Origin of the sequence: Fictibacillus macauensis ZFHKF-1 (assembly GCF_000269865.1) — a bacterium.
GTDB lineage: Bacteria > Bacillota > Bacilli > Bacillales > Fictibacillaceae > Fictibacillus_C > Fictibacillus_C macauensis.
The window spans coordinates 55555-81841 of record NZ_AKKV01000024.1; the positions used below are offsets into that span (position 1 = coordinate 55555).

Genomic DNA, 26287 nt, shown 5'->3' on the forward strand with positions numbered 1-26287 from the left:
CTCAATATAATTGTCCAAAAAAAAGGACTTCACTCATGTTGACGATGAGCAAGTCCATTTTTATTGGTTTAGCCTTCAAATTTAGTTAGCGCTTTAACCGCTTCTTGAACAGTTAAAAATGTAGTTAATTGCTGTAGCTCACCGTTATTACCTGCTTTCATAGCCATCGTTGGTGAAATACCGGTAACAATTAGTTCGGTGCCTAATAGCTTTAACAGATGATACAATTGATCAATTAAGGTTGCTGTATTGCCGTTAAAAGTACTCAACCCTGACAAATCAAGAATCAAATATTCAGCGTTATTCATATTCATTGATGATAGAACGGTAGTTGAAATTTTCTCAAAGCGCTCTTCACTTAAATGCCCGATTAAAGGTAGGACGTGAATATGATCACTCAAAGGGACTAAGGGCGTTGACAAGCGATCGATCTCTTGCAAAGTAGCTTCTAACTTTAGTTGATATTCTCTCTGATTCGTTATATCTTTTTGGACGCCAATAAAATAATAGCGATTTTCTTCCTCCATAAAAAAAGGATCGATCGTCAGTTCATTCCAAAAAAAAGTACCATTTTTTTTATAATTTTTAATGGTTACAGAGATCCGTTCTTTCTTTAACAGTTTTTCTCGAATGGTAGCGACAATAGATCGATCGGTATCAATGCCTTGTAGAAAACGACAATTCAAACCAAGTACCTCGTCTTCTGAATACCCTGTCATCGTTAAAAAACCCTCATTTACATATACAATAGGGTTATCTTCTAAGGATGCATCGGTAATAGCAATACCTACTCTTGAATAATCCATTGCCCGTTCTAACAAAATAAGTTTATCTTGAAATACTTTAGAAAGTGATTTCATTCCATCTAACTCCCTTCTGGAGAGAATCATCCGCTAGGTATCTTTAGTATAGCATTTCTCCTAACGCTTTCCTAACGCTCTTCCTTATTTCGCCATCTATCGCTTATTATTTCCCGGAAAATGGTGAATCATAACATTTTTTGACTGGCATCACGTACTTGTCCTATAAAAAAAGAAAGACCAGTCATGTACTGAGCTGATCAATCCTTATATCACTCATCCTCCTAGAGGACGAAACCGAACAACTTCACAAAAGGGATAAGCATACGAGCGATGGTTATACCCTACATGAGGAGAAATGTACATCGTTTCACTATCAAACTCACGAAGCATTCCTTGATGGATTTGGCCACCTTGTAATTCAATTTCCACACGTTGTCCTTTAAAATACTGACATAATTTATAATAATGAAAAGGGACGTGTGTTTGTTTTTTCACGGAGTCTCTCATTGTAAACCTCCTTTATCCTTTTCATCGTATTCTGTGTTCAGCAGGATTGTCTCATTAAACACCTATTAGACATGAAAATGGACGACTTCATTACGAAGTCGCCACCTTTTCACTATTACTTTTCCTATTTTTCAAGCACTTCAATGACTTTTAGTGCAGTGCTTTTACTTGATTGTGGATTTTGTCCTGTAACTAATCGGCCATCAATAACAGAGACGTCAGACCAATTATCCCCTTTAACGATATTTGCACCGAGTTCACGTAAGCGTGTTTCTAATAGGAACGGTACTTCCTTTTCTAAGCCCGTTTCTAGTTCTTCTGCATCTGTAAAGGCTGCTACTTTCTTTCCTTTAACGATTGGTGTTCCGTCCTCGTATGTGGCTGTCACAAGACCCGCAGGTCCATGACACACAGCGCTAACTACTTTATCGTCTTGAGCCATTTGGGAAACGACTACTTGTAAGTTACGACTATTTGGGAAGTCAAACACTGTTCCGTGACCACCCGGTAAGAAAATAGCATCAAATCCATGTGCATCCTCTCTTGTTAAAGCGGCTGTATTCTTCAGCAATTCTTTTTCTTGATCAAACTGTCCGTGGTCATCTGCAAGACTGTTCTCATCAAGTGGCACCTCTCCGCCCTCGATACTTACTACTTTGACTTCATATCCTTGTTTTTTAAACTCTTGATAAGGAACGGCAAATTCTTCTAACCATAAGCCTGTTTTTCCTTCACCAATTTTTGCATGATTCGTAACAACCATAAGTATTTTTTTCATTTTAACCACTCCTCTTTAATTACTCCATGTGTACTATTCCTTTCTTTCTTTCGATTAAAACGTAAAATGTCCAAGCAGTTTTTTCCATCGGGACATACGATGCAATACGTCAATCATTTAAGGTGTTTACATGAACTTATATTTTGGAAACGCTAAAACAATTGCTAAATCAGGCAGTGCACTTTATCCAAAGCTGCAAGTGACAAAAGATGCAGAGTTAAATAGGCCAAGCGACTGGTTGCCAGCACATGTTGAAGTACCTCTTCTCACGGTCCATTTCACACGATTAGCGCCCGGCAATGTTGCTGAAGGCGAAGGATCCATTGGTTATGAAAGCCGTGGAGATTCACCAACGAACCTTACACTTTCCATTCGTAGAGATCCTTCTATAAAGGTGGCTAGCCATACACTTTCAATTGATAACCAACAAAAGAAACTCACTTCCGTTACTGGTTCAGAGTGGTTAGAAGATGGCGCTGCCCTTGCTGTTTATCGTTTATATGCTTCGACAACTGTTCCAAATACAGTACGATTACTAGGACCTGTTCACTTTACAATCATCATCCGTCTTTAATAAAAAAAGCCTGAGACAACAAATGCTGCCTTAGGCTTACTTGTAATTATTTTCTTTCTAATGCATACAAATCGTCTTCAATACTTTGTAGTCGGTCATTTACCATCCGACGAGCATCCTTTAGTCCTTCGTTATAGTAATAAGGACCGAGTGCTGTACCAACAAAGTCAAGCATCGCCTCGGCAGCAATTACACCAATTTCCTCACCACGTTCATCATAAAAAAATTGTTGAATACTGCGAATAGCTTCCTGTTTTTCTGCTTGCTTCCAGTTCATTAACATAAAAAGCTCCTTTTATTGATTTTTTGCCATTTGAATCATGTCTTTTATTTTTATTTTACCACCATATCTCATAACTCCGTTTACATATATACGGCTCGCAACAAAATTAATACAAACAATCGTAATGAGAAGAATACCAATTGTAATGCCTGTTTCAATCCAACCTGCTTCGCCTGCTACAATACGTGAAAATGTCGCAATGGGCGAAAAGAATGGAATGTAGGAACTAATAACAACGAGCGTACTATTCGGTGCAAATAGAGAGTTCATACCGATGAAAAATGCCCCCATGATTAGCATAATAACAGGTAAAACAGCGCTACCTAAATCCTCAATGCGACTAACCATGGAACCAACTGTTGCATACATCATCGCATAAATAATGTACCCTAATGCAAAGTAGACGACAAAGGAAATAATGATACGTGGTGTCAATGCAGACAAGTCAATGCCCAATCCAAATAAGGACAGTTGATCAGGATTTAACCATCCTACTGCATAAGCAACGAGCCCTCCTATGAAAATGGTCGCAAATTGTATGCAAGCAACCGTTAAAATGGCGGCAATTTTTCCATACATCATATACAATGGCTTTACTTTAGGAATCATAATTTCCATAACCCGGGATGATTTTTCGGACGCTACGGCAGTCGCAATCATTTGTCCGTACGATAAAATAAAAAGATACATTAAAAAAACGAAAGCATATACAATACCAACTGTTTTTTCATGATGATCTTCTTTTACGACCTCATTTTTTACAGCTATTGGTGTGAGGAGGTTGCTGGCGACTTTCTCATTCACTTTATTTTCTTTCACAATGGTAGCAACGTATTTTTTTTGTAATTGCTGCGTCACGAGACTAACTTCTTCTCCATTTGCACCTGCTCGATTATTAATGGCTGTAACGATCGGCCGGTTGTTCTGTTCTGAAATAAGTAAGAGACCACTTAAGTCCTCGTTTTTCACCTCATCACGCAGTTTCTTTTCTGCTGACTTTTCTTTTTCAATTAACTTCGTCGTAGACAATTGTTTATTAATCGATTGTAAATCAAGTGAATAATGAGTGCTCAGATTGATCACACCCACTTCATCTTTACTTATAGCATCTTGTGACGAAGACCAGTGAGAGAAACCAAAAAAGGCGAGAACTGCTGCAAACATAATCACCATGGAAATTTTTGTTGACTTTGCTTTAATCGCTTCTTTCACATGAAATTTATAAACCGTTAACAGCTTGTTCATTTATTTCACCTTCTCTAAAAAGATTTCATGAAGTGTTGGTTCTAACAGTTTGAAAGACCGTACGTGTACTTCAGCTGCCTTCAATTTTTCAAAGATGGCAAATGCTTCTTCATCGTTTTTTACTCGTACGACCAATTCATTTACCTTTTGTTCATATGGTAGAGCCGCATTCATAAGAACACGTTCAACAGCTGCTTCATGAGGAATCGATACGTTTCGATAGCCATAATTTTCTTTAATTTCCCGTAATCGGCCTGCAGATACGACAGCACCATTTTTCAGTAAACATACATTTTCGCAAAATGGTTCGATTTGATCCATACGATGAGAAGATAGGATGACTGTTTTTTTCTGTTTTACTAGTTCTTCTATAATGGAAGAAAGCAAATTCGCATTAATCGGATCGAGTCCACTGAATGGTTCATCTAAAATAAGCAGCTCTGGATCATGCATTAACGTTGCAATAAGTTGGATTTTTTGTTGATTTCCTTTTGATAGATCGCCTGCTTTTTTATTCCTATGCTCGGTAATTTCTAATTTTTCAAGCCAATGGTCAATGGCTTGTAAGCTACGTTTCTTACTCATTCCTTCTAATTGTGCAAAATAACTCAATTGATCTACCACTGTACTTTTTTGATATAACCCGCGTTCTTCTGGAAGATACCCAATAGAGAGATGATCCCGATGAAACGACGCACCTTTCCAGCGAATTTCCCCTTGTTCATGTCGAAGTAACCCAAGGATGATTTTAATCGTTGTTGTTTTGCCTGCACCGTTGCGTCCGAGCAATCCTAATACTTCACCTTCAGCTAACGTAAACGATACGTTGCTTACAGCTTTTGTTGAGCCGAATGACTTATGAATATGTTGTAGTTCTAATGTCAAAAGTTTCTCCCCCTTCACTTACTATAAATCCTAATTTTCTCACAAATAATAATAAATGGGAACACCTTTTCATTTTCACATACTTACTACACATTCACACAAAATAGACTTCTCGCGTGAGAAGTCTATACAGGAAGAATAAATTCATTATAAAGACTAGTAGGTACTTCATACTCTAGCTCTAATGTAACGGTAATCGGTTTTTCACCTTCATATGCAATTGTATTTCCTTTACCAATATAAATAAATGGCTCTGTTTTACCATCAAGCTTGCTATATTTACGAATAAACAAATGAAGATGAACGCCCCTTGCCTCATTGTGAATAATGTTCTGTCCACGTTCAGATTGCTGCGTTGTATTATTAACAGATTGCCATTGAAAGTGACGCTCATCAAGAAATGTATCTTTGTATTGTAGACTTTCCTTCACGTGTTCTTCTTTATGAAGATCAATATAAAGAAAATATTCTTTACCATTGGTCAATAAACCGGATCCCCGAAAGGAACTATGCGTTTTTCGATAATTCGATAATAAAGCAGCATCTGCCATTTGATATTGCTCATAGCGCTTTAAATGAGGAATGCCATAGGGTTTTTCCTTAAATATTTTTTCATAGCGAAACATACCATATTGGATAATATCTTCTATATAAGTAGAGTAAATCGGATTTTCTACTAGTTCCTTAAAGAGGGGCGTTTTACGAAGCACTCCACTTTGTAGACTAAACAGCTTCGGCTTTACTTTCTTTTGCCCACTATCATAATAATTTTGATTCAGACATTCCATAGCATGTACGATCGTATCATGGTCGCTATGCTTCACGTACTTTTCTATTTCCTGCTGCGCTACTTGCAATGAAATTTGCTCATGAGAAAGTAAATAGTGAGCGATAACAAACTCATGGATGCGCTTAATGGGTAGCATACTCGATAATTCCTTCAGCGCACCTTCCAAGCGCACATCACTTAAATAGCGCTTTAATTGTTCTTCCTTCTCAACTTTTGCTACAAAGTGAAGATACGACTTTTCTCTAGATACAAAAGAAAGCGGATCAGGAGCACCATCATACTTTAAATAATCAACGAGATAATAAGGAGTATGTCCACCATTTAACTTCTTAAATTCGGTGTATGCCTCTCGCAAATATTTCATTGAATGAAAGTTCTCAGCGTCTATTTGTTCCAGTATCCGTTCTTGCGCAATGCGATCCATAACAATATGCGTACATCCTGGAACATTTGCAAATTTTGTTACAATCGCTACTTTTAAACTTTTTTTATCATAATAACGATTACCGTTCAGTGCCATTGCCACAAGGAATGCCTTATTATGATTTCCGATAAAATCTAGTACCGTTAAAAAGGTTTTCGTTTCATGACGTCTTAATCCGCGACCTAACTGCTGAATAAAAACAACCGGAGAATTTGTTGGTCGCAACATAAGAACAAGATTAACAGATGGAATATCCACGCCCTCATTAAAAATATCCACTGTGAAAATAAATTGTAGAGGATCCTCCTCATTTTCTAAACGCACGATTGCTTCATTACGCTCTTTCACAGAATGCCCTCCTGATAAACAAAGACTAGGAAGACCTCGAGCGTTAAATTGCTCCGCCATATAGAGGGCATGCTCAATACTTGCGCAAAAACCTAAACATTTACGCTTGTCTCCATCATGTCCATAAAACCTCATTTTTTCGATGATAAAATCTACTCGTTCATTCACCTTTAATCGCTTTGTAATTTCAGCAATATTATCTATCTCTATAGTACTTAAATCAATAGTATCTACATCCGTAATGCCAAAGTAATGAAAGGGAATGATTAAGTCTTCTGCTAACGCATCATGTAAACGCACTTCTAACGCTATATTATGATCAAACACTTCAAAAACATTTCCATGATCACATCGCTCTGGTGTGGCTGTCATCCCCAGCATAAAAGCCGGCGTGAAATAATCTAATACTTTTTGATAAGACGGGCTCGTAGCATGGTGCGCCTCATCAAGAACAATATAATCAAAGTGGTCTGGTTGAAAATGATGCATCCATTGCGATAGCGTTTGCACAGTCGCAAATATATAATCAGCCTCCACCTCTTTACTCGTACCCGTTAATAGCCCAAACGTATAGTGTGTATTCGGTAACAATTTTTGAAATGTTTCTTTTGCTTTCCGAACGATTTCCTCTCGATGTACGACGAAAAGCAGTCGCCGTGGTCGATCGTTTTTTACATGAAAGGCGGCCATGTACGTTTTACCCGTTCCAGTCGCAGCAATAACTAACGCTCTCTTTGCCCCATAATTTCGCAAGCGCGTTAAATTTTCAATTGCTTCTCTTTGCATACGATTTGGAAGAATATACTCGTTATTTTCATAAATGGCGTAAACGGCTGGTCGATCCCTTTTTAGTGACTTTAGAAAATCTTCATAATGACGAATGAAGGCAGTAGTAGCAGTTGTGGCATGAGCCCATAAATTTTGGTATTCGTACATTACTTTGCGAACAAATTGAGCTTCTTCCTTAGCAATTACCTGAACATTCCATTCCACATTACTTTTTAATGCGCTTTGCGTAATATTTGAAGAACCGATAATAATCTTAAAATAATCATCGTATTCGAAAATATATGCCTTCGTATGAAAACCCATTTCCTTATCTGTAATAAATACTTTTAATTCTATATTTCTAAAAGCAGCTAATCGTTCTAAAGCTTTTGCATCGGTAAAATTCAAATAGGTAGAGGTAATTATTTTACCTTTTACTCCCCGTTCCTCTGCTGCTTTTAATGAATCTAGCAAAAGCTGAATACCGCTAAAGTTCACAAACGCTACACTAAAATAAAACGAAACACATTCATTCAATGATTTATCGAGTTCAGCAAGTAAGTTTTCTTTATCAGAGTTTACAATTAAGTTTTTTTCAGCAATCATCACGCGCTCCAACCTTCCGTTTCTTGTGCTGCATAACAGACGTATGATCATTATAACATCACGTTAACCATTTAAAGGGTAGATCACCAGAAATAAGCAGTTAAGTAAGTCTCCACGCCACTTCTCTAGCACGTTTACTAAAAACGGAAAAAAAGCGAGGAAGATCTTCCATCGCTTTTTCTACTATTATGATTGAGTATGAAATTGCTCTTCCTCCGTTGACCCATTTAATGCTGTCGTTGACGAACGGCCACCTGCTATAATTTGAGCCACTTCATCAAAATATCCGGTTCCCACTTCTCGTTGATGTCGCGTTGCGGAATAGCCTAATGGTTCACTTGCAAACTCGCGTTGCTGTAACTCCGAATAGGCTGCCATTCCTTGTGTTTTATACTGATGTGCTAATTCAAACATACTATGGTTTAACGCATGGAAACCAGCAAGTGTTACAAATTGAAATTTATACCCCATTCCTGCTAATTGTTGTTGAAACGTCGCAATGGTGTCATCATCTAATTTGCGCTTCCAATTAAATGAAGGCGAACAATTATAGGCGAGTAACTTGCCTGGGAATTGTTTATGAATAGCTTGAGCAAATATCCGCGCTTCCTCTAAAGAGGGCTCTGACGTTTCACACCAAATTAAATCAGCATACGGTGCATACGCTAATCCGCGAGCAATGGCCTGCTCAATTCCTGCTGTCGTTACATAAAATCCTTCTCGCGTCCGTTCACCTGTTAAAAAACGGTGATCATATGGATCAATATCACTCGTAAGTAGATTGGCTGCATTTGCATCTGTTCTTGCAATAAGAACTGTTTCTACACCTAATACGTCTGCAGCTAGGCGTGCTGAAATCAAATGCTTTACGGCTTGCTGCGTTGGGAGAAGTACTTTTCCACCTAAGTGACCACATTTCTTTTCAGAAGAAAGTTGATCCTCAAAGTGTACCCCTGCCGCTCCCGCTTCAATCATTGCCTTCATCATTTCAAATACATTTAGAGCGCCACCAAATCCTGCTTCCGCATCGGCAACGATGGGGACAAACCAGTCAAGATCGCTTTTCCCTTCAGCATGATAAATTTGGTCCGCTCGTTGTAAGGCTTGATTTATTTTCTTGACGACATTCGGTACACTATTCGCAGGGTATAAGCTTTGATCAGGGTACATGTGTCCGGCTAAGTTGGCATCGGCTGCTACTTGCCATCCACTTAAATAAATTGCTAGTAAGCCCGCTTTTACTTGTTGCACGGCTTGATTTCCTGTTAAAGCTCCAAGGGCATGCACATAATCACGACTGTGTAACTGCTCCCAAAGACGCTTAGCTCCACGTTTAGCAAGTGTTTGCTCTACTAGCAATGAACCGCGCAATTTCAATACATCATCTGCCGAATACGGTCGTGTAATCCCTTCCCATCTTTTTTGTTGCCATGCATCTTCTATAGCTTTTTTCATCTCATTTATCGTCATCATTAGCCGCTCCCTTATCCATTTTTTCATAACCTATTGTTGTTAAAAATGGCTCAAACGTGTCGTTATGAACAAGGGTAGTAAAAAGAGCAAGACTGTCCTCATAGCGCCCACTTTGCCATTGATTGTCGCTCATTGTCTTTTTTAGTTTTTCTAGTTCTTCTTCCGTATACATTGCTACAAGCGCAGCATTCACTTCTCTACCATCTTCTAACATACCTTGAGGATGTTTGATCCATTGCCAAATCTGAGCACGAGAAATTTCTGCGGTTGCCGCATCTTCCATAAGATGATAAAGAGGTACTGCCCCTCTTCCGCATAACCATGCAGCTATATATTGAATGCTAATAGAGATGTTCATTCTTAATCCATGTTCTGTAATGTGACCAACTGGGGGTTGTAATAACTCTGCTGCTGTTACTTTTACATGATCTAACTTTTTATCAATTTGGTTAGCTTCAGGCATAATGTTATTAAATACCTCTTTAACAATGGGGACAAGCGCAGGATGAGCTACCCAGCTACCATCGTGTCCATCTAACGCCTCACGCTCTTTATCACTTCTTACTTTTTGTAACGCTTGTTCATTAGCTTGTTCATTATTTTTTATCGGAATTTGTGCTGCCATACCCCCGATCGCATGGGCACCTCGTTTATGACATACGGAAATGACATACTGTGTATACGCACGCATAAACGGAACTGTCATCGTGACAAGTGCACGGTCAGGAAGAACATAAGAAGCATGATTTTTTAACTTTTTAATATAGCTAAAAATATAATCCCATCGGCCACAATTCAACCCTGCACAATGATCTTTTAAACTATATATCATTTCTTCTGCTTCAAAACACGCTGTAATCGTTTCAATTAACACGGTTGCTTTAATTGTGCCATATGGAATCTTTAAGGCTTCTTGAGCATACGTAAACACATCATTCCATAGCTCTGCCTCTTGGTAACTTTCAAGCTTTGGCAAATATACGTAAGGTCCTGATCCATTTTGTAACAGGCGATGCGCATTGTGAAAGAAAAACAAGCCAAAGTCTACTAAACTGGCGGCCATAGGCTTACCTTGAAACAGAAGATGCTTTTCTTGTAAATGCCATCCACGAGGACGTACGACTATAACGGCACGCGTTTCATTAAGTACGTAGTGCTTTCCTTGCGGTGAAGTATACGTTAACGTTCCTTCAATCGCTTGTTTCACATACACTTGTCCGAGGAAGGAATTTTTTCTAGTAGGAGAATTGGCATCTTCAAAATCTACCATAAAGATATGTGCTCCTGAATTTAAGGCATTTATGACCATTTTGGGGTCACCGGCAGGTCCTGTAATTTCAACACGACGATCTTGTAAATCATTTGGAACAGAAGCAATTTGCCATTCACTTTCTCGTATGTGTGTAGTCTCCTGCAAGAAATCTGGAAGCGCACCCTCATCGATTGCTCGTTCACGTTCTAGTCTTGCTTGTAATATCTGTTGACGTCTCTTTTCAAAGCGTTCATGAAGTTTTTCAAGAAAAGAAAGAGCGTCAACCGTAAGAATTTCGGCTTCTCGTTCTACCTGCTTATTCTGTATCACTTCATCAGCTCCCTACTAATCAATAATGCCAATACCATTACAGCGCTTACAACATGTGCAACCTTCTCCTTGACACTGTTCACAATACTCATTACACTGCTTACCTGAACCGTTACAAACCGTGCATACTTCTTCACCATTTCCTTGACAGAAACCACAATTCATTTGATATCCTCCTTAAGGCGAAACTGTTATAAAACAGTTTTTAAACTTGTTTTATACTATATAACAATTTCTCGAAAGTGTGCAACGTTTTTTATAACAACATAAAAAATAGGTAATCTGTTCTATAACAGAGGAAATAAAAAAAGAGCGTCCGGCGTTCGGACAGCTCTTACCATTTAAAATTCATCTGGATCAGGACCATTGCGCTTATTTTCATTTAATTCATCAATAGCCTTCATTTCCTCATGTGTTAGTTCAAAATCAAATAGATTAGCATTTTCTTGAATGCGCGTTTCATTAACTGATTTTGGTATCGTAATTACACCGTGTTGGAGATCCCAACGTAAAATAACTTGTGCAGGTGTTTTTTGATGTTTTTTTGCAATGCTTGTAATAACTGGTTCTGAGAAAATTTCACCTTTTAATAACGGGCGCCATGCTTCTACAGCAATTTCGTGTTTTTTGCAATAAGCTAGCACCTCTTTTTGTGTCAAACGAGGATGAAATTCGATTTGATTAATCATCGGCTTAATTTCACAATCAGCCATTAAGTCATCGAGGTGATGCGGCTTAAAATTACAAACACCTATCGCCTTTACTTTGCCCTCTTTATAAAGTGTTTCAAGCGCTCTCCAAGTGTCTTTATATTTACCTGAAACAGGCCAATGAATTAAGAATAAATCAAGATAATCCACACCAAGACGCTGTCTACTTTCTTCAAATGAAAGGAGAGTACTTTCATATCCTTGTTGATCATTCCATACTTTTGTTGTAATAAAAAGCTCTTCACGCGGCACATCTACGTGGCGAATCGCTTCCCCAACACCTTCTTCATTTTTATAAAAAGCTGCTGTATCTATACTGCGATAGCCCGCCTGAACAGCATATGAAATAGCGTTAATAACTTCCTGTCCATCCTCAGCTTTATACACACCAAGTCCTAAGACTGGCATTTTCACGCCGTTTGCTAGCTGTACTGTATCGTTTATACTACGAATCATGGTAACGCCTCCTTGTTGCCATACTACCATGATTTATAGTGAAGCAAAAGAATGTTGCTATTTTTCAGTTCTAGCTTGAGTCGTTACATTATGATGAAACTCATCGGTAATGGCTTGCAATGCTTCTGAATCAAGCAACAAAGAAAGCCCCGTAAGAGCTAATGCCTTCGCTCCCAAAAGTAACGCTTGATCTCCTCTTTCAGAAATGGCAGCTTCTTTAAATTCAACCGTATGACCGACTAAATCGTCTGATCCTATCGATAAGTATGGATGAATGGTTGGAACAACTTGAGAAATGTTGCCTGCATCCGTTGATCCCAGTCCTTTCCGATGAGCTGTATCAATCTCTTCTCCAAGTTCTCTAATTGCTTTTACAAATAACTGATCAAACGTACGGTTTAATAAAAGGTTATCTACTTTATTTTGAAAAGGAATGATGTTTAAGGTAGCGCCCGTAGCCAGCGCTGCGCCTTCTGCTATTCGCTTTACTTTCTTAGTAACTTCATCTAACTTTGGTCGATTAGCTGCGCGAATATAAAATCGAGCTTTTGCATATTCCGGAACAACATTAGGTGCATCGCCACCGTGTGTTATAATCCCATGAATGCTAACATCATCCGTTACATGTTGTCGCAAAGCATTAATTCCTACAAAAAGTTGAATTACAGCATCCAGCGCATTAATTCCTTGTTCAGGCGCGGAAGCCGCATGGGCTGCTTTCCCAATATACTCGAAATCTAATGGATCAACAGCAAGTGATGTACCGGTAATACGGTTCTCATGTCCCGGATGAAACATGAGCGCTGCACGAATGCCCTGCAACTTCCCTTGCTCTACAAAGCTCCCTTTTGCACTTCCGTTTTCACCACCTTCTTCAGCAGGTGTGCCCAATACAACAATTTCACCTCCCACTTCATCAATCGTGGCGCCAAGAGCAATTGCTGCTGCAATACTAGCTGTACCAATAATATTATGACCACAAGCATGACCAATTCCTGGTAAAGCATCATATTCTGCTAGAAACGCAATGGAGGGACCATCTAGTAGCGATTTTTTTCTTGCAATAAATGCTGTTTCATGACCGTCGATCCCGTGCTCAATTAAAAAACCTTCTTTTTCAAGTAATGAGGTTAATACGCTAGCGGCAAATACTTCTTCGTTACCAATTTCAGGATTTTCATGAATTTGATGTGACGTTTGTAAATAAACGAGCGAATGGTCATCTACATGTTGTTTTACGAATGCTTTGAGTGTATCCTCACTTGTACGAATGGTCATACATCATCATTTCCTTTCCTATTTTTCTCCGATTTCACTAAGAGGTACGAAGGTTGGGATTGTGGCACCATCATAGATTTTTTTAATTTCTTGCGCCGTTCCCTTCGTTTGATAAATACGAGCGAGCTTTTTAAGGTTCTTTTTATTTTTGTCTTCTGTTCTCACTGCAATAATGTTGATATAGTCTTTTGCTGCTTTACTTTCAAGAAAAATAGCATCTTTATTCGGATGAAGTCCCGCATCAATAGCTACACCGTTATTAATAATAGAGGCTGCTACATCATCCATTACACGTGGTGTTTGCGCAGCTATAATAGGTTTAAATTTTAAATGCTTTTTGTTTTCTACAATCTTTTTCAGAGAACCATTGCCATCGAAGTTTTTCTCCAGTTTAATGAGTCCTGCTTTTTGTAATAAGAGAAGTCCACGCCCCATATTCGTCGCTTCATTCGGTAATGCGATCGTTGAACCATCAGGGATATCCTTACTATTTTTATATTTATTAGAGTAAATCCCCATCGGTGCAATGACCGTGGTTGCTAATGGCGATAGTTTCATATGATGTGCTTTTTTGAATGCATTAAAATACGAAATGGTTTGAAAAGAATTAGCATCAAGATCGCCATCATTTAAGGCTTGATTCGGACGTACATAGTCTGAGAATTCTTGAATTTCCACATTAATTCCCTCTTTTTTCGCTTCTTTTGCAACATATTTCCACACATCACCATCTGTACTACTCACACCAACTTTTACTGTGTTTTCATCTGATTTTCCACACCCTGCTAACGCAAGTGATAGTGCGATACCCGACACAATGGTTGCTAACATTTTCTTTTTCATCAACTACTTCACTCCTTGTTATCTTCTTCTTAATTTCTTAGATAGTACGTTCCCAATACTTTGTAGTCCTTGAACAAATACAATTAGTAAAATAACAGTCACAATCATGACATCTGTTTCAAATCGTTGATAGCCATAAGAAATGGCAAGATCACCAAGACCACCCCCACCAATGGTACCTGCCATCGCGGACGCGCCGACAAGACCCACTGTTGCAATTGTTACGGATAATACTAATGAGCTAAAGGCTTCTGGCAGCATAATTCGAAAAATGGTTTGCCATGGCGTGGCGCCCATTGCTTCGGCTGCTTCAATAATACCCGGATCAATATCAAGCAAATTCGTTTCAACAAGTCTTGCAATATACGGTCCTGCATATACAATCAATGGTACGACGGCTGCTGCCGTCCCAATTGAAGATCCTACAATGAAGCGTGTAAACGGAATAATCGCCACCATGAGAATAATAAATGGTACGGAGCGAAAAATATTAATAATGATACTTAACAAACGGAATAGCCATTTGTTCTGTAGTAAGTGTCCTTCTCTCGTTACGACAAGAGCGATGCCTAGTGGTATACCAATTAATACGGAAAAAAGTAAAGAAAAAACGACCATTGTCACGGTTTGCCCCGTTGCCTCTAACATATCTTGATAAAATGTATTCCAATCAACTTGCATGACTAACAACCTCCCTTACCTCTACAGCTTGATCCTGAATATACGCAAGCGTTTTTGAAATTTCATTTGCCTCTCCCTTAAGCTGAACAACTAAATTACCAAATGGAGTGCCTTGCAATTCTGTTACGTGACCATATAGAACACTCACATCTACATGAAAGTTCTTTGCTACTTGTGATAACAGCGGTTGCCCCGTAGATTCACCAGTAAAGACAATTCGGTAAATTTGATGCGTTTCATCTTGCTTATACAACATTTGTTGAAGAGAAAGTGGCAATTCATCCTGTAGTACGGATGAGACAAAGCGACGTGCTGTAGCCGTTTTCGGATAGGCGAATACGTCAAAGACACTTCCTGTCTCAATTACTCTGCCGTTCTCCATCACAGCAACAGAGTCACAAATTTCTTGAATGACATTCATTTCATGGGTAATGATTAAAATCGTAATGTTATACGCAGCGTTTATTTTTTTTAATAGCGCTAAAATACTTGATGTTGTTTGCGGATCAAGCGCTGATGTTGCCTCATCACAGAGAAGAATGCTTGGATCAGTTGCTAGTGCGCGCGCAATGCCAACACGTTGTTTTTGACCACCCGATAACTGATCTGGATATTTGTGCGCTTGCTCGGATAACTCAACAAACGATAAAAGCTCTCTTACTTTATTTTTTACATCTCTTTTTTTATAACCTAGTAAATAAAGAGGAATAGCAATATTATCAAATACCGTTTTCGCTTGTAATAAATTGAAATGTTGAAAAATCATGCCGATTGTTTTTCTTTTTTTACGGAGTTGCTTTGGCGAAAGAGTGGCTAATAAATCACCCCCAACTAACACTTCTCCCTCGCTCGGTGTTTCTAACGCATTCACACATCGAAGTAACGTACTCTTGCCAGCTCCGCTAAATCCAATAACACCGAATATTTCTCCTTCTTTAATTTCTAACGTAACTTGATCGAGCGCAGTAATGGTTTGGGCACCACTGTTATACACTTTAGAAATATTGTTAAACGTAATCATGCTACTTCCCCTTTCCTTCCAATAAAAAAAACCTCTTCTATCGCTAAGATAAGAAGAGATTAGCTAAAAAAAGCACTCTTCTTATCTCGCAAACCTATTGTTTGCCGGAATTGGCACAGTATCTTATGCATCACATAAGACCCGCTGCCGAGGTTTCATAGGGCCAGTCCCTCCACCTCTCTGGATAAGAAAAAAATACGTATGAAATTAAAAAAACACTTCGAAAGATTCGAAGAGTTTCATAAATAGACTCTTCTTATCTTCCAAACCTTGTTAGGTTTGCTGGATTTGGCACAGTGTTTACGTAAACCTGCTGCCGAGACTTCATAGGGCCATATCCCTCCATCTCTCTCGATAAGAATACAATTTAATTGGATGTGCTTAAGCTTATCGTCCTTTTTATCATCTGTCAATACCTATTACTTATTTTCCATTTTTAGTATACTATTTTTAAAAGGACGGTGACTTCATTGATCTATACAATTGTATTTAGTATTCTTGCATTTATTCTAGGATTTTCGTGTTCGCATAAACTTAAAAAAAAACCACTGACTCGCATGTTCACCAATACCACGCTTCCGTCGCAATTAGGCCTCCTTCCTCATACAGGCTTAGAAGAAGTAGTCGCTCAATTAGAAGCCTCTTGGAACCCCGCATTCGCTCAACACGTTCGGGCACGTGTGCTGAAAAAAGGCGTGATTCATCCAGATGATTATCCTATTTATGAATTGGAGTTAAAGCGCTTTTTCATCTTGACGAGCATTATGAAGGAAGTACCAATGTACAGTACAGCTGTTGATTCATTGTGGCATGAGATGCTTTTGTTTACAAAAGAGTATGATCAGTTCTCCCAACACTTTTTAGGACAAATGATTCATCACACGCCGTATGTTACTACAGAAGACACAGAAGCACGTCATCGTGACCGCGTTTGGTTTGAGTATGTGTATACACATGTTTTTAAAACAAACCAAACGGTCATGAAACTATATGGGGAATTTTTTAAATCACAAACAGTCTCCTTTGTCGACACTATTCGTAATCATTCTATTGATGAACTGTCGTCACTTCTATTTGCACCAAAAACAGACGTAGCCAGTCAAGCCGTTCAGACACTTGTTGCAAAAATGAAAAACGAAATACATCATGTAGAGCAAGCGATGCTAACAGAGCGTCCATCCTTTTTACGTTCAATCGTTCCTTACCGTAACAGTCATTCAAACAGCTGGATGCTAACCAAAACAATTCTGTTCTCACTATACGGGACCTCTGTCTTACATCCTTATTTACCAAATAACACATCTACTTCTAGCGATTCTTCTTTTGTAGATGGCGGTTCTTGTGATCATTCTTGCGGAAGTTCTTGTGGAAGTTCGTGCGGAGGAGGATGTGGCGGATCGTAAAAAAAAACAGTGAGCGATTGGTGTTTTTCACCAATCGCTCACTGTTTAATATGTATCTGAATGCGTTTGCTTTGCTTTTTTTTCTAAAAAGACGAGAATATTTCCTTGTTCAATTTCTTTTACATAACGCTCTGCCTCATGTTGATCAATCCCAATCGACATAAATAATTCTCTTAAGTCCTCTTCTGTACTCTCAGGAAACATGGAAACGAACGGTCCAGCTGCAAGGAGTGGACCAATGCCCGGTACACCAAGACCTGGCACAGCAATTGCCCCACCAATTCCACTTAAAAATCCTGCAATCGTACCATAAGCTGCTGTTTCCATTTCTTCATTTACATGTTCTTCAAGGACTTTCGTATCATCTGCAATATGATCCATTTTCGCTTCATCTTTAGCTAAGATCGAAATATCTTTCGGGTGAAACCCTTTTGTTACGAGCAATCGAATTTGTTGAATGGCTTCTTGCTCAGAATCATAAACACCGATTACATCTTTGCTCATGAGAACATCCTCCTTTTATTACTTTGATTGTCAATACCCTGTATTCTTTTCCTATAAACAAACCCTCATACTTAGTAAATATGTGCTTGTGTAAACTTTTTTTCAATCGCTGCAATTTCATGTTCAGAAGAACCTAGCAACAGGCCTTGTACTAGCGAATCGCTTGGATTGTATATGCCTACGTTGCCATCATAAATGGAGAGTGGAATAAACAACCGATTGGCCACACCTTCCTGTAACAAATCATACAAAGGCGCCATTCCATTGTGTGATTTCCAGGAAACATACTTTATTTCTGTAGCTCCTAGTTGCTCATTTATACTATCTTTTAATAGCAATGCTGCCGTTGAACCATTGACGCGAAAATTCAAATCAAAGGCAACCGCTCTTCCCTCGTCTGTTACGGCAATATCTATACCTGCAATCCCACGATAGCCTTTCTTTACCCCTTCCTTCATAATAGCTTTGCCCATCTCGATGACGTGACGTGCTGGTTCTGCATGCTCTCCAATCCAGTTTCCTTTATATTTCCCTTTTTCATCAATATTTTGCAATGCTGTCCCTAAATAAGTTAGATCTCCGTTCTGATGAGAGGCAAACTGTACACAATAATTTTTCTCGATGTTTAAGTATTCTTCAATTACGAGTTCTTCATCAGCCGCAAACTTCGCATGCGCTCGTTGAAACTCTTCTTCGTCATGACAAATCCATACATCAAAACCTGCAGCATTTGCTTCATTCGTAGCTGCCTTCAACACAAAAGGAAAGGGAAAATTTTTTTTTGCTTGTATAACATCACAGGCTTGTACTGTTAAACGTTTGGGCGAATCTCCCTGTGGCACAAGCTCACTAAGATTAGCCTTATTATTTAAATACTGCACAAGTTTCGGATCAATCCAATAACTCTCAAATGACAATTCACCTTCTGGATGAATATGCTGTACGACCGCTTTCTTTTGCTTCTGAGCAAAAGACGCTAATAGAGCGCGGTATTCGTTTTCCGTTGTATATTCATAGCGAGGTGCTTCTATTTCCAAGCCTGCCTCATTATAAAGTGACAATGATCTCTGCGACACTACCCCTACATTACAGATTGTCGGCATGGATCCTAAAACAGCAAGTTGACTTCCTGTTAATAAATCCATTTTCACTGGACAGTCTGGAATCCATTTATGATGTGAAAAGGATGGACGCGGATTATACACAACATCTGTTCCATAAATATCTGAAAATGAGAGCGAAGGCTTGATTACGAGATTAGACATTCATTTTTCCACCTTTAAAAATAAGATACTTACATTACTACTCTTTCCACAAAATGACGGATTTTTAACAACATCTTTTCTCCCATTTTTATTAAAGTGGTGTATACTAGAGGATGGCTAATTGGTGATCGGTATTTTTAGGGGGAACATTATGAAAAAAAAGATAAAAAGGCTCTTACCGTTAACCTCAATCTGTATTTTGCCGTTTCTAGCATTGTTCTATCCATTAGTCAATCACGCTGGTAGCGGAGACGTGTATAGCCTTGAAAGTACATTTGATAAGGCGATTCCTTTTTCACCTATTTTTGCTGTCCCTTATTTACTATGGACTGCTTATATATATGGAACGCTCATTTATTTCTTCTTTAAAGATAAAAAAACCTACTTTAAAGCTTTATTTACGTATGCAGCAGGACTTGTTATATGCTATGCCATCTACAGCTTTTTTCAAACGACAGTGGGACGACCGATTGTTGTCGGTACGGCTTTTCCTGAAAATCTTGTGCTGTGGATTTATGAAAATGATGCGCCATTTAATGCCTTTCCAAGCATCCATTGCTTTACGAGTTATTTAATGATTCGCATTGTGACACATTCACCGATCTTAACCAAATGGAACTACAGAATTATCTTAACATCATCTTCGCTTATTATTCTTTCCACTTTGCTTGTAAAACAACATGTTTTACTTGATGTAATGGGAGCACTATTACTAGCTGAGGCCGTTTGCTTCTTAGCAGAAAGAAACTGGGCTACCGCTCCAGCTATGAAAACAAAACGAGAAATTAGTCAATAACTAAAAAGCACGCGGGGAAAGACGTTCCCCGCGTGCTTTTATTGAAATACAGGTGCAAACATCATTGCTGCAAACATTAATGTTAAATACATAATCGAAAATTTAAACATAGACGTAGACCAAGCAATTTCTTTCTCTTTTTCGTTATATTTAAACGATTGAAGCGCTCGATAGAGAAAAATCACACCTAAAATACCAGCTACGACTAAATACCATACACCAAGTATATGGAAAAAATAAAGAAGTAAGGAGGCAGCCACAGCAAAAATTGTATAAATTAAAATGTGTACTTTCGTTTGTTGAAAACCAACCTTATTAGGTAACATTGGTACATTCACTGCCTTGTACTCGTCCGCTCGTTTCATGGCAAGCGCAAAGAAATGAGGCGGCTGCCAAGCAAACATAAAAATAAATAATAAAAGTGCAATATAATCAAACTCACCTGTGATCGCTGTATACCCTATAATGGGAGGCGTAGCGCCTGAAATACAACCGATTTCTGTATTCACAACCGTAACGCGCTTTGACATCGTATAAACAAATGCATAAAAGACAAAACCTGCTAAACCAACGAGCGCTGCCGTACGATTAACCAACGTAAAGAGAACAACTTCTCCAATGACAATTAATAGACTTGAAAAAAGTAAGGCTTTACCTTTAGAGATACGGCCATTTGTAATGGGACGGTCTTTTGTCCGCTCCATGTATTGATCAATGTCGGCATCATATACATTATTAATAATAGCACTCGCTCCGATTACGAAAATGGTCCCAACTACTGTCCATAAAAAAAGACTCCAAAGCGATAAGCTTGCCGACATAGATCGCGCTGCAATACAAAAGCCGGCAATTGTTCCTAATAAATTAGAAAATATAATTCCCGGTTTCGTAATTTCTATATAATCCTTCCATGTTCCGTTAGCATTTCTCCCCATAACATTCACCATCTTTTCATTGATCACTTTACTTCAATTGTATTGTAGCAAAGTCCATTAAGTTTGTGATAAATGTCACAATATGTTCTTACTCTGTTCAGAAAATGTTCAAAATAAGCATTTTTCCATATAAAAAAAACACTGTCATCAGTGTTTTGTTACTAAACAATATGGTGGCCCCGACAGGAATCGAACCTGCGACGCACGGCTTCGGAAACCGACGCTCTATCCACTGAGCTACGGAGCCATCTGTTTTTTCTTCATTATGTAAAAGGTTGCTTTTCTATTATAACTGAGACCGTTCAAAAAAGAAAGGAACAATTAATGATGGCGGCCCCGGCAGGAATTGAACCTGCGACGCACGGTTTAGGAAACCGACGCTCTATCCACTGAGCTACGGAGCCAACAAATACCATTATACAAAAGCATCGAGCAGTTGAAAAGAAATATGACGGTTGCGTGTTGTGCTTTGTTTCATTACTCTTAAAGTAGTAAGAAGACTACATTCCTACAAAAGGAGAAAATGCTATGAATACATCAATTGAAGAATTAATTGTTCATCCCGTTTTTCATTACTTTTACGAAATTTCAAAAATACCAAGAAGTTCTGGAAATGAACGAGAGATCAGTAACTATCTTGTACAATTCGCGACAAAACGTAACTTAGAAGTGATTCAAGACGAAGCGCTCAATGTCATTATTAAAAAACCAGCTAGTCCAGGCTATGAACATGTTCCTGCCGTCATTATCCAAGGACATATGGATATGGTTTGTGAAAAAAATAAAGCAACACTTCACGATTTTTCAAAAGACCACATTAAGTGGCAACGAAAAGACGACTTTCTTTATGCGACCGAAACAACACTTGGCGCTGACAATGGAATTGCTGTCGCTTATGCTCTCGCATTGCTTGATGATGACTCGCTCGCTCATCCAGCATTGGAAATTGTCATTACGACAGAAGAAGAAACGTCTATGAAAGGTGCGTTAGAAGTAGCACCACAACACTTTTCCGGTGAAATTTTTATTAATTTAGATTCAGAGGAAGAAGGAACGTTGTTAGTAAGCTCTGCAGGTGGTGTAACTGCTGTGCAAACATTGCCAGTTAACAAACAAGCCATTCCACCTTCTTCTGTTCAAATAACGTTAACCGTTAAAGGCTTATTCGGTGGACATTCTGGGATGTCCATTCAGAAAGGCCGCGGAAATGCTAATAAAATAATGGGTCGATTATTATATGATTTAGATCGCGTCACTTCTTACTCCATCGCTACCATTTCTGGTGGGTTAAAATCCAATGCGATTCCTCGAGAAGCAGCAGCAACACTTGTCATTCCAGCTGTTTTTGAAGAGCAATTACCATCCTTTATTGCAAATTGGAATGAAACGTTACGCAATGAATACCGTTCAAGTGATGCTGGGGTTACCGTTCACTGTGAAGTAGAGGAACACACATTTACTACTACATATGATGAGATCACAACGAAGCGAATTATTACCTCGCTTATGCTGACCCCGAATGGTGTGCAATCAATGAGTCAAGAAATTGAAGGTCTCGTTGAAAGCTCCACTAATCTTGGCGTGGTGGCAGTGGACGAGGAAGGTGTTTCTTTTATTAGTGAAATTCGCAGCTCGGTCAAATCATTAAAAAAGCGCACGGTCGCAGAGGTCGAACAGATTGCTGAGCTTACCTCTTCCCATTTTCATCTAGAAGCCGATTATCCAGAATGGCCCTATCGAAAAGATTCGGTTGTAAGAACGCTCTTTCGTGATACGTATACAAATTTGTATACTACACCACCTAAAATTGAAGCGATTCACGCCGGCTTAGAGTGTGGCATATTTACTGAAAAATTACCTCATGTGGATGCCATTTCTTTAGGACCAACAATGCACGATGTTCATACACCAAATGAGCATGTAAGTATTTCTTCAACACTGTCTACGTGGAATTATTTTATTGAGGCATTAAAAACAATGAAAAATTACTATTAAACCTAAAAGACGAGTAGCGATGAAGCGCCACTCGTCTTTGTCTTCATTTAGAAATCGAAATGATCGGGATCAGGCCCAATGCGTTTATCTTCATTTAAAGAACTAATTTTTTGCATATCATCCATACTTAATTCAAAATCAAAAATGGCCGCATTAGATTGAATACGGTCTTCTTTTACTGATTTAGGAATAGTAACCACTCCATTTTGGAGATCCCAACGTAAAATGATTTGTGCGGTAGATTTATTGTAACGTTCCGCGATTTCTGTAAGTACAGGATGATTCAATAACTCCCCTTGCATAAGTGGGCTCCATGCTTCCATTTGTATGTTATTTTCTTTACAGAAATTTAGAAGCTCTTGTTGCGTAAGGCGTGGGTGATATTCTACTTGGTTTACCATAGGCATAATTTCTGCACTAGCCATTACATCTTTTAAATGATGAATTTGGAAATTACTTACCCCAATGGCTCTTACTTTTTTCTCTTTGTACAGCGTTTCAAGCGCACGCCATGTATCTTTATACTTTCCTTCCACTGGCCAGTGAATTAAATAGAGATCCACATAATCTAGTTGGAGTTTCTTTAATGATTCTTCAAACGCCGCAAGTGTCGTATCGTAACCTTGATCAGCATTCCATACTTTCGTTGTTACGAATAACTCGTCTCGAGCAATGCCACTATCCTTGATGGCGCGCCCTACACCTTCTTCATTTTTGTAAACAGCCGCTGTATCAATGCTCTTATAGCCTAGCTTAATGGCAGATTTCACGGATTGATAAACTTCATCACCGTCTTCTACTTTAAAAACCCCTAAGCCAAACCAAGGCATTTTGACTCCATTATGCAATGTTGTTGTATCTTGAAGATGATTCAACATGTTAATCACTCCTTTTATTATGTACTATCATCATTTTTACATAGATTACAAAAGATGAAAAAGAATATGCTTATCGCTCTTTTTTCTACACATGAAAATGAATAATTATAAATAATTATACAATTACATGCAGGATTTTATTATTTCATATGGAATAACAGGTTCATGAGAGACTGTCTATTGGAGGGATCCTGATGAAAAATAATATCATTCACTTCCCCGTTAAACTAAGTACAGAAGATGCTTTAGCCAGTGAAGTTGACTTAATAGAAGAAATAAGGGGATTATTGCGTGAGTTTCAGAACGATTACTCAAACCTTATTAAACGAGCGATTTTGACGAGAATCGATTTATTAACAAAGCTATTAGTATCACGCTCTTAGCAAACTTGACGTTGATAGTCATTTAACAATTCATCGAGCTCCTGACTGCACTGAACAGTTTCCCAACTCGTAAAGCCTCTTAAGAAAGCGATCTTAATTAACTCTTCTTTCTTCATACCAATGGATTCCAAAAGCTGTTTATTAGTGTCTACATTACTTACACACATTTGCACATTGCTCCCCTTTTCTATCATTTCTTACATTTTTTGATCACACTTCTGATATTATCTATAAAAATACAGCGTTTGAGAAGAGTTTCAACAAAAGAAGTGATAATGTTACAAAAGAATACAATCTTCCCTGTATTGTTTGATTTTCTTGCTTTTATTTGGTCATACTATGTACAAAAAGACTGGAGAAAATCAATGAAATTCGTAAAATATGTCGTTCTATTTTTAGGTTGTGTGGTCATTGCTGGCGTTTGGTATTTTGAAATTGCCCACTATTTTTCAAAATAACTAAAAAAACACCGACAAGTAGAAACATGTCGATGTCTATGTATTATTTAAAGGCGACGGTTGAGGTAAGTGATGTTAGTTGTTCAACAAGTGCTTTAACGCGAAGAACTGCTAATTCTTCAACAAGCTCCTGCTCGTCATTAAAATGAAGCGGATCTGCTACAAACTGATCTGGTAGTACGAGCGCATACAATCCTCGTAAAACCGTACGAAGATTATTTAAAGCATTTATTCCACCTTTTCCACCACCTGCTGCTGCAGCAATTGCTGCTGGTTTGTTTTTAAAATGGCTACCACTTAAGAAATCCAATGCATTCTTTAGGGCACCGCTCATTCCGCTATGATATTCTGGCGTACAAATGAAAAAGCCTTGTGCTTCTTCAGCTAGTTGCGTCAGTCTTTTAACTTCTTCATGTTCACGCTCTGACATATCACCCGTAAATAGTGGCAATTTATTTTTTCCAGCATCAAAGAACGTTACATGAATCCCTTGTTCTTTCAACACTTTTTCAGCATATTCTGCAATCCCTCGTGTTCGAGAAGCTACCGTTGGACTTCCATTCATAACTAATATCTTCATGCTAAATTCCCCTTTATTTATTCATTCTTTTCTTAATTATAACGCTTTCATTAGTGATTCACCATTACTTAGGCTTTTGCATATACTGCATCGTTCTTAACGTTAAGCGAGGTGAGAAATTGTGCATCCTTATTCACGTGCAATGCCACCATACCCTGGCCCAGGTGCGATGCCACCGCCACCCCAACCCGGGATGTACCCCCATCACCCACCAAATGCACCCGGTGGTTCGTATTATACACCGTATAATCACCCATTAAAGCTCTCTACATTAACATCTGTAGAAGCATTCGTTCAATGGGGAATTGAACATGCCGGCAAAACAAGCTATGAGCAAGCACTTCGTGAAGCTTGCGCGATGGCCTTTCTTTATGGCAAAGGCTATCCTCAACAAACTGCCTATCAAATGGTGGAGTCTTGGGATGTTGGACAGAAGATGTATCCTGGTGATCGGGAATAAGAAGCATGGAATGTACGAAACATTTACAAAAAAAACGAGCGATGTTGGAAGGAACTATATTCAACCTTCAACACCGTTCGTTTTTTGTTTTATTGTAAGAGTGACTTCGCTTTATAATTAACGCCTAAACCACGAGCTTTGGCATCGCCATCCTCAATTATTCGGATGTAATAATCACCGTCATTCTCAAGTTTAAATATTTTTTGATAGCCGACCCCTGTTGCAGAAACCCACTTCGTCTCTCCGACCATTTCATCTGAGAGTAAAACACGCTCTCTCCATAATTGCAACTTTACCTTTCCATCTCCTTTTTTCTTTTTTATAGAAATGGTTGCATATGAATCTTTAAACATCGCGGTTGAGGATGAAGCATCTTCTCCCGTTGAAATTACTTCTAATGGTGCTTTTGCAAAAACAGTGCTGGCCATCATCATAAAAATCACTGCCGTTAGCATGACTACTTTACTTTTCATTTTAAATCCACCCCAATCGGTCCTATTCTGACATAACAACAATACGCATAACCTTTTGCTGTTTATCCTTTAATACTTATGTACCCATTACTATTTTTGTAG

At 38.6% G+C, this 26287-nt stretch carries 28 protein-coding genes, 2 tRNA genes and 2 riboswitches; of the genes, 6 read left to right on the forward strand and 24 right to left on the reverse strand.

The annotated features are described in order from the left end of the window. Nucleotides 1-68: 68 nt before the first annotated feature. From ytvA to A374_RS07705, 3 genes are all read right to left on the reverse strand, one after another. Nucleotides 69-860, reverse strand: a complete 792-nt coding sequence (gene ytvA, locus A374_RS07695) for a YtvA family blue-light photoreceptor (RefSeq protein WP_007201639.1) — start codon at nucleotides 858-860, stop codon at nucleotides 69-71. A gap of 216 nt (nucleotides 861-1076) precedes the next feature. Continuing rightward, nucleotides 1077-1310, reverse strand: a complete 234-nt coding sequence (locus tag A374_RS07700) for a hypothetical protein (protein WP_007201640.1) — start codon at nucleotides 1308-1310, stop codon at nucleotides 1077-1079. A 124-nt stretch (nucleotides 1311-1434) separates the two neighbouring features. Beyond that, nucleotides 1435-2088 carry a type 1 glutamine amidotransferase domain-containing protein gene (locus A374_RS07705; RefSeq protein WP_007201641.1) on the reverse strand — a complete coding sequence of 218 codons (654 nt, stop codon included), beginning with the start codon at nucleotides 2086-2088 and terminating at the stop codon, nucleotides 1435-1437. Nucleotides 2089-2218: 130 nt separating this feature from the next. Between A374_RS07705 and A374_RS07710 the strand changes: the two genes are divergently transcribed. Further along, complete coding sequence (locus A374_RS07710; RefSeq protein ID WP_007201642.1) at nucleotides 2219-2662, forward strand: hypothetical protein; 444 nt, start codon at nucleotides 2219-2221, stop codon at nucleotides 2660-2662. Between the two features lie 46 nt (nucleotides 2663-2708). Here A374_RS07710 and A374_RS07715 read toward each other — a convergent pair whose 3' ends face one another. The 12 genes from A374_RS07715 to A374_RS07765 all read right to left on the reverse strand — a co-directional run bounded on the left by A374_RS07715 (nucleotide 2709) and on the right by A374_RS07765 (nucleotide 16055). Then, nucleotides 2709-2945 carry a DUF2164 domain-containing protein gene (locus A374_RS07715; protein WP_007201643.1) on the reverse strand — a complete coding sequence of 79 codons (237 nt, stop codon included), beginning with the start codon at nucleotides 2943-2945 and terminating at the stop codon, nucleotides 2709-2711. A 12-nt stretch (nucleotides 2946-2957) separates the two neighbouring features. Further along, nucleotides 2958-4190 (reverse strand): ABC transporter permease, encoded by a 1233-nt coding sequence (locus A374_RS07720; protein WP_007201644.1) that lies wholly within the window; start codon nucleotides 4188-4190, stop codon nucleotides 2958-2960. Continuing rightward, the gene (locus tag A374_RS07725; protein ID WP_007201645.1) at nucleotides 4191-5075 is read right to left on the reverse strand and encodes an ABC transporter ATP-binding protein; all 885 of its coding nucleotides are present in this window, start codon (nucleotides 5073-5075) and stop codon (nucleotides 4191-4193) included. Nucleotides 5076-5200: 125 nt separating this feature from the next. Continuing rightward, nucleotides 5201-8011 carry a DEAD/DEAH box helicase gene (locus A374_RS07730; RefSeq protein WP_007201646.1) on the reverse strand — a complete coding sequence of 937 codons (2811 nt, stop codon included), beginning with the start codon at nucleotides 8009-8011 and terminating at the stop codon, nucleotides 5201-5203. A gap of 186 nt (nucleotides 8012-8197) precedes the next feature. Beyond that, nucleotides 8198-9481 (reverse strand): isocitrate lyase, encoded by a 1284-nt coding sequence (gene aceA, locus A374_RS07735; RefSeq protein ID WP_007201647.1) that lies wholly within the window; start codon nucleotides 9479-9481, stop codon nucleotides 8198-8200. Then, nucleotides 9468-11066 carry a malate synthase A gene (gene aceB / locus A374_RS07740; protein WP_007201648.1) on the reverse strand — a complete coding sequence of 533 codons (1599 nt, stop codon included), beginning with the start codon at nucleotides 11064-11066 and terminating at the stop codon, nucleotides 9468-9470. The genes aceA and aceB overlap by 14 nt, the downstream gene beginning before the upstream one ends. A 15-nt stretch (nucleotides 11067-11081) precedes the next feature. Continuing rightward, on the reverse strand, nucleotides 11082-11231 hold the full coding sequence (locus A374_RS20550) for a hypothetical protein (RefSeq protein ID WP_156793173.1): 150 nt from the start codon (nucleotides 11229-11231) through the stop codon (nucleotides 11082-11084). Between the two features lie 176 nt (nucleotides 11232-11407). Continuing rightward, entirely contained in the window at nucleotides 11408-12232 is an 825-nt protein-coding gene (locus A374_RS07745; protein ID WP_007201649.1) for an aldo/keto reductase, read from the reverse strand. Between the two features lie 57 nt (nucleotides 12233-12289). Next, entirely contained in the window at nucleotides 12290-13510 is a 1221-nt protein-coding gene (locus tag A374_RS07750) for a M20 family metallopeptidase (protein WP_007201650.1), read from the reverse strand. Between the two features lie 18 nt (nucleotides 13511-13528). Further along, on the reverse strand, nucleotides 13529-14353 hold the full coding sequence (locus A374_RS07755) for a MetQ/NlpA family ABC transporter substrate-binding protein (RefSeq protein WP_007201651.1): 825 nt from the start codon (nucleotides 14351-14353) through the stop codon (nucleotides 13529-13531). Between the two features lie 18 nt (nucleotides 14354-14371). Next, nucleotides 14372-15034, reverse strand: a complete 663-nt coding sequence (locus tag A374_RS07760) for a methionine ABC transporter permease (protein WP_007201652.1) — start codon at nucleotides 15032-15034, stop codon at nucleotides 14372-14374. Continuing rightward, nucleotides 15024-16055 carry a methionine ABC transporter ATP-binding protein gene (locus A374_RS07765; protein ID WP_007201653.1) on the reverse strand — a complete coding sequence of 344 codons (1032 nt, stop codon included), beginning with the start codon at nucleotides 16053-16055 and terminating at the stop codon, nucleotides 15024-15026. The genes A374_RS07760 and A374_RS07765 overlap by 11 nt, the downstream gene beginning before the upstream one ends. Before the next feature lie 78 nt (nucleotides 16056-16133). After that, nucleotides 16134-16246, reverse strand: a riboswitch (SAM riboswitch). A 62-nt stretch (nucleotides 16247-16308) separates the two neighbouring features. Continuing rightward, nucleotides 16309-16416: riboswitch (SAM riboswitch) on the reverse strand. 109 nt (nucleotides 16417-16525) lie between these two features. On the opposite strand from A374_RS07765, the gene A374_RS07770 reads away from it, so the two are divergent. Further along, the gene (locus tag A374_RS07770) at nucleotides 16526-17458 is read left to right on the forward strand and encodes a glycine-rich domain-containing protein (protein ID WP_007201654.1); all 933 of its coding nucleotides are present in this window, start codon (nucleotides 16526-16528) and stop codon (nucleotides 17456-17458) included. A gap of 45 nt (nucleotides 17459-17503) precedes the next feature. On the opposite strand, the gene A374_RS07775 is transcribed toward A374_RS07770, so the two are convergent. Then, a complete protein-coding gene (locus tag A374_RS07775; RefSeq protein ID WP_007201655.1) occupies nucleotides 17504-17962 on the reverse strand; it encodes a YflT domain-containing protein in 459 nt (152 codons plus the stop codon). A gap of 71 nt (nucleotides 17963-18033) precedes the next feature. Further along, entirely contained in the window at nucleotides 18034-19227 is a 1194-nt protein-coding gene (locus A374_RS07780; protein WP_007201656.1) for an ATP-grasp domain-containing protein, read from the reverse strand. Nucleotides 19228-19378: 151 nt separating this feature from the next. Here A374_RS07780 and A374_RS07785 point away from each other — a divergent pair, with 151 nt between their 5' ends. Continuing rightward, nucleotides 19379-20023, forward strand: coding sequence for a phosphatase PAP2 family protein (locus tag A374_RS07785; RefSeq protein ID WP_007201657.1), 645 nt, complete (start codon nucleotides 19379-19381; stop codon nucleotides 20021-20023). Nucleotides 20024-20061: 38 nt separating this feature from the next. On the opposite strand, the gene cyoE is transcribed toward A374_RS07785, so the two are convergent. From cyoE to A374_RS07800, 3 genes are all read right to left on the reverse strand, one after another. Then, on the reverse strand, nucleotides 20062-20970 hold the full coding sequence (gene cyoE / locus A374_RS07790; protein WP_040340434.1) for a heme o synthase: 909 nt from the start codon (nucleotides 20968-20970) through the stop codon (nucleotides 20062-20064). 159 nt (nucleotides 20971-21129) lie between these two features. Then, nucleotides 21130-21205, reverse strand: a tRNA-Arg gene (locus A374_RS07795). 81 nt (nucleotides 21206-21286) lie between these two features. Beyond that, nucleotides 21287-21362: transfer RNA gene (locus A374_RS07800), tRNA-Arg, on the reverse strand. A gap of 124 nt (nucleotides 21363-21486) precedes the next feature. Here A374_RS07800 and A374_RS07805 point away from each other — a divergent pair. Beyond that, nucleotides 21487-22953 (forward strand): aminoacyl-histidine dipeptidase, encoded by a 1467-nt coding sequence (locus tag A374_RS07805; protein ID WP_007201659.1) that lies wholly within the window; start codon nucleotides 21487-21489, stop codon nucleotides 22951-22953. Between the two features lie 47 nt (nucleotides 22954-23000). Here A374_RS07805 and A374_RS07810 read toward each other — a convergent pair whose 3' ends face one another. Continuing rightward, the gene (locus A374_RS07810; RefSeq protein ID WP_040340435.1) at nucleotides 23001-23831 is read right to left on the reverse strand and encodes an aldo/keto reductase; all 831 of its coding nucleotides are present in this window, start codon (nucleotides 23829-23831) and stop codon (nucleotides 23001-23003) included. A gap of 194 nt (nucleotides 23832-24025) precedes the next feature. On the opposite strand from A374_RS07810, the gene A374_RS07815 reads away from it, so the two are divergent. Further along, entirely contained in the window at nucleotides 24026-24214 is a 189-nt protein-coding gene (locus tag A374_RS07815) for a hypothetical protein (RefSeq protein ID WP_007201661.1), read from the forward strand. Here A374_RS07815 and A374_RS07820 read toward each other — a convergent pair. Both A374_RS07820 and A374_RS07830 read right to left on the reverse strand, forming a co-directional pair. Beyond that, on the reverse strand, nucleotides 24211-24381 hold the full coding sequence (locus tag A374_RS07820; RefSeq protein ID WP_007201662.1) for an aspartyl-phosphate phosphatase Spo0E family protein: 171 nt from the start codon (nucleotides 24379-24381) through the stop codon (nucleotides 24211-24213). The genes A374_RS07815 and A374_RS07820 overlap by 4 nt on opposite strands. Before the next feature lie 334 nt (nucleotides 24382-24715). Then, nucleotides 24716-25252: an NADPH-dependent FMN reductase gene (locus A374_RS07830; protein WP_007201663.1), complete on the reverse strand. Its 537-nt coding sequence runs from the start codon at nucleotides 25250-25252 to the stop codon at nucleotides 24716-24718. A 121-nt stretch (nucleotides 25253-25373) separates the two neighbouring features. On the opposite strand from A374_RS07830, the gene A374_RS07835 reads away from it, so the two are divergent. Next, nucleotides 25374-25712, forward strand: coding sequence for a hypothetical protein (locus tag A374_RS07835; RefSeq protein ID WP_007201664.1), 339 nt, complete (start codon nucleotides 25374-25376; stop codon nucleotides 25710-25712). An 89-nt stretch (nucleotides 25713-25801) separates the two neighbouring features. On the opposite strand, the gene A374_RS07840 is transcribed toward A374_RS07835, so the two are convergent. Continuing rightward, nucleotides 25802-26185 carry a hypothetical protein gene (locus A374_RS07840; protein WP_007201665.1) on the reverse strand — a complete coding sequence of 128 codons (384 nt, stop codon included), beginning with the start codon at nucleotides 26183-26185 and terminating at the stop codon, nucleotides 25802-25804. Nucleotides 26186-26287 lie beyond the last annotated feature (102 nt).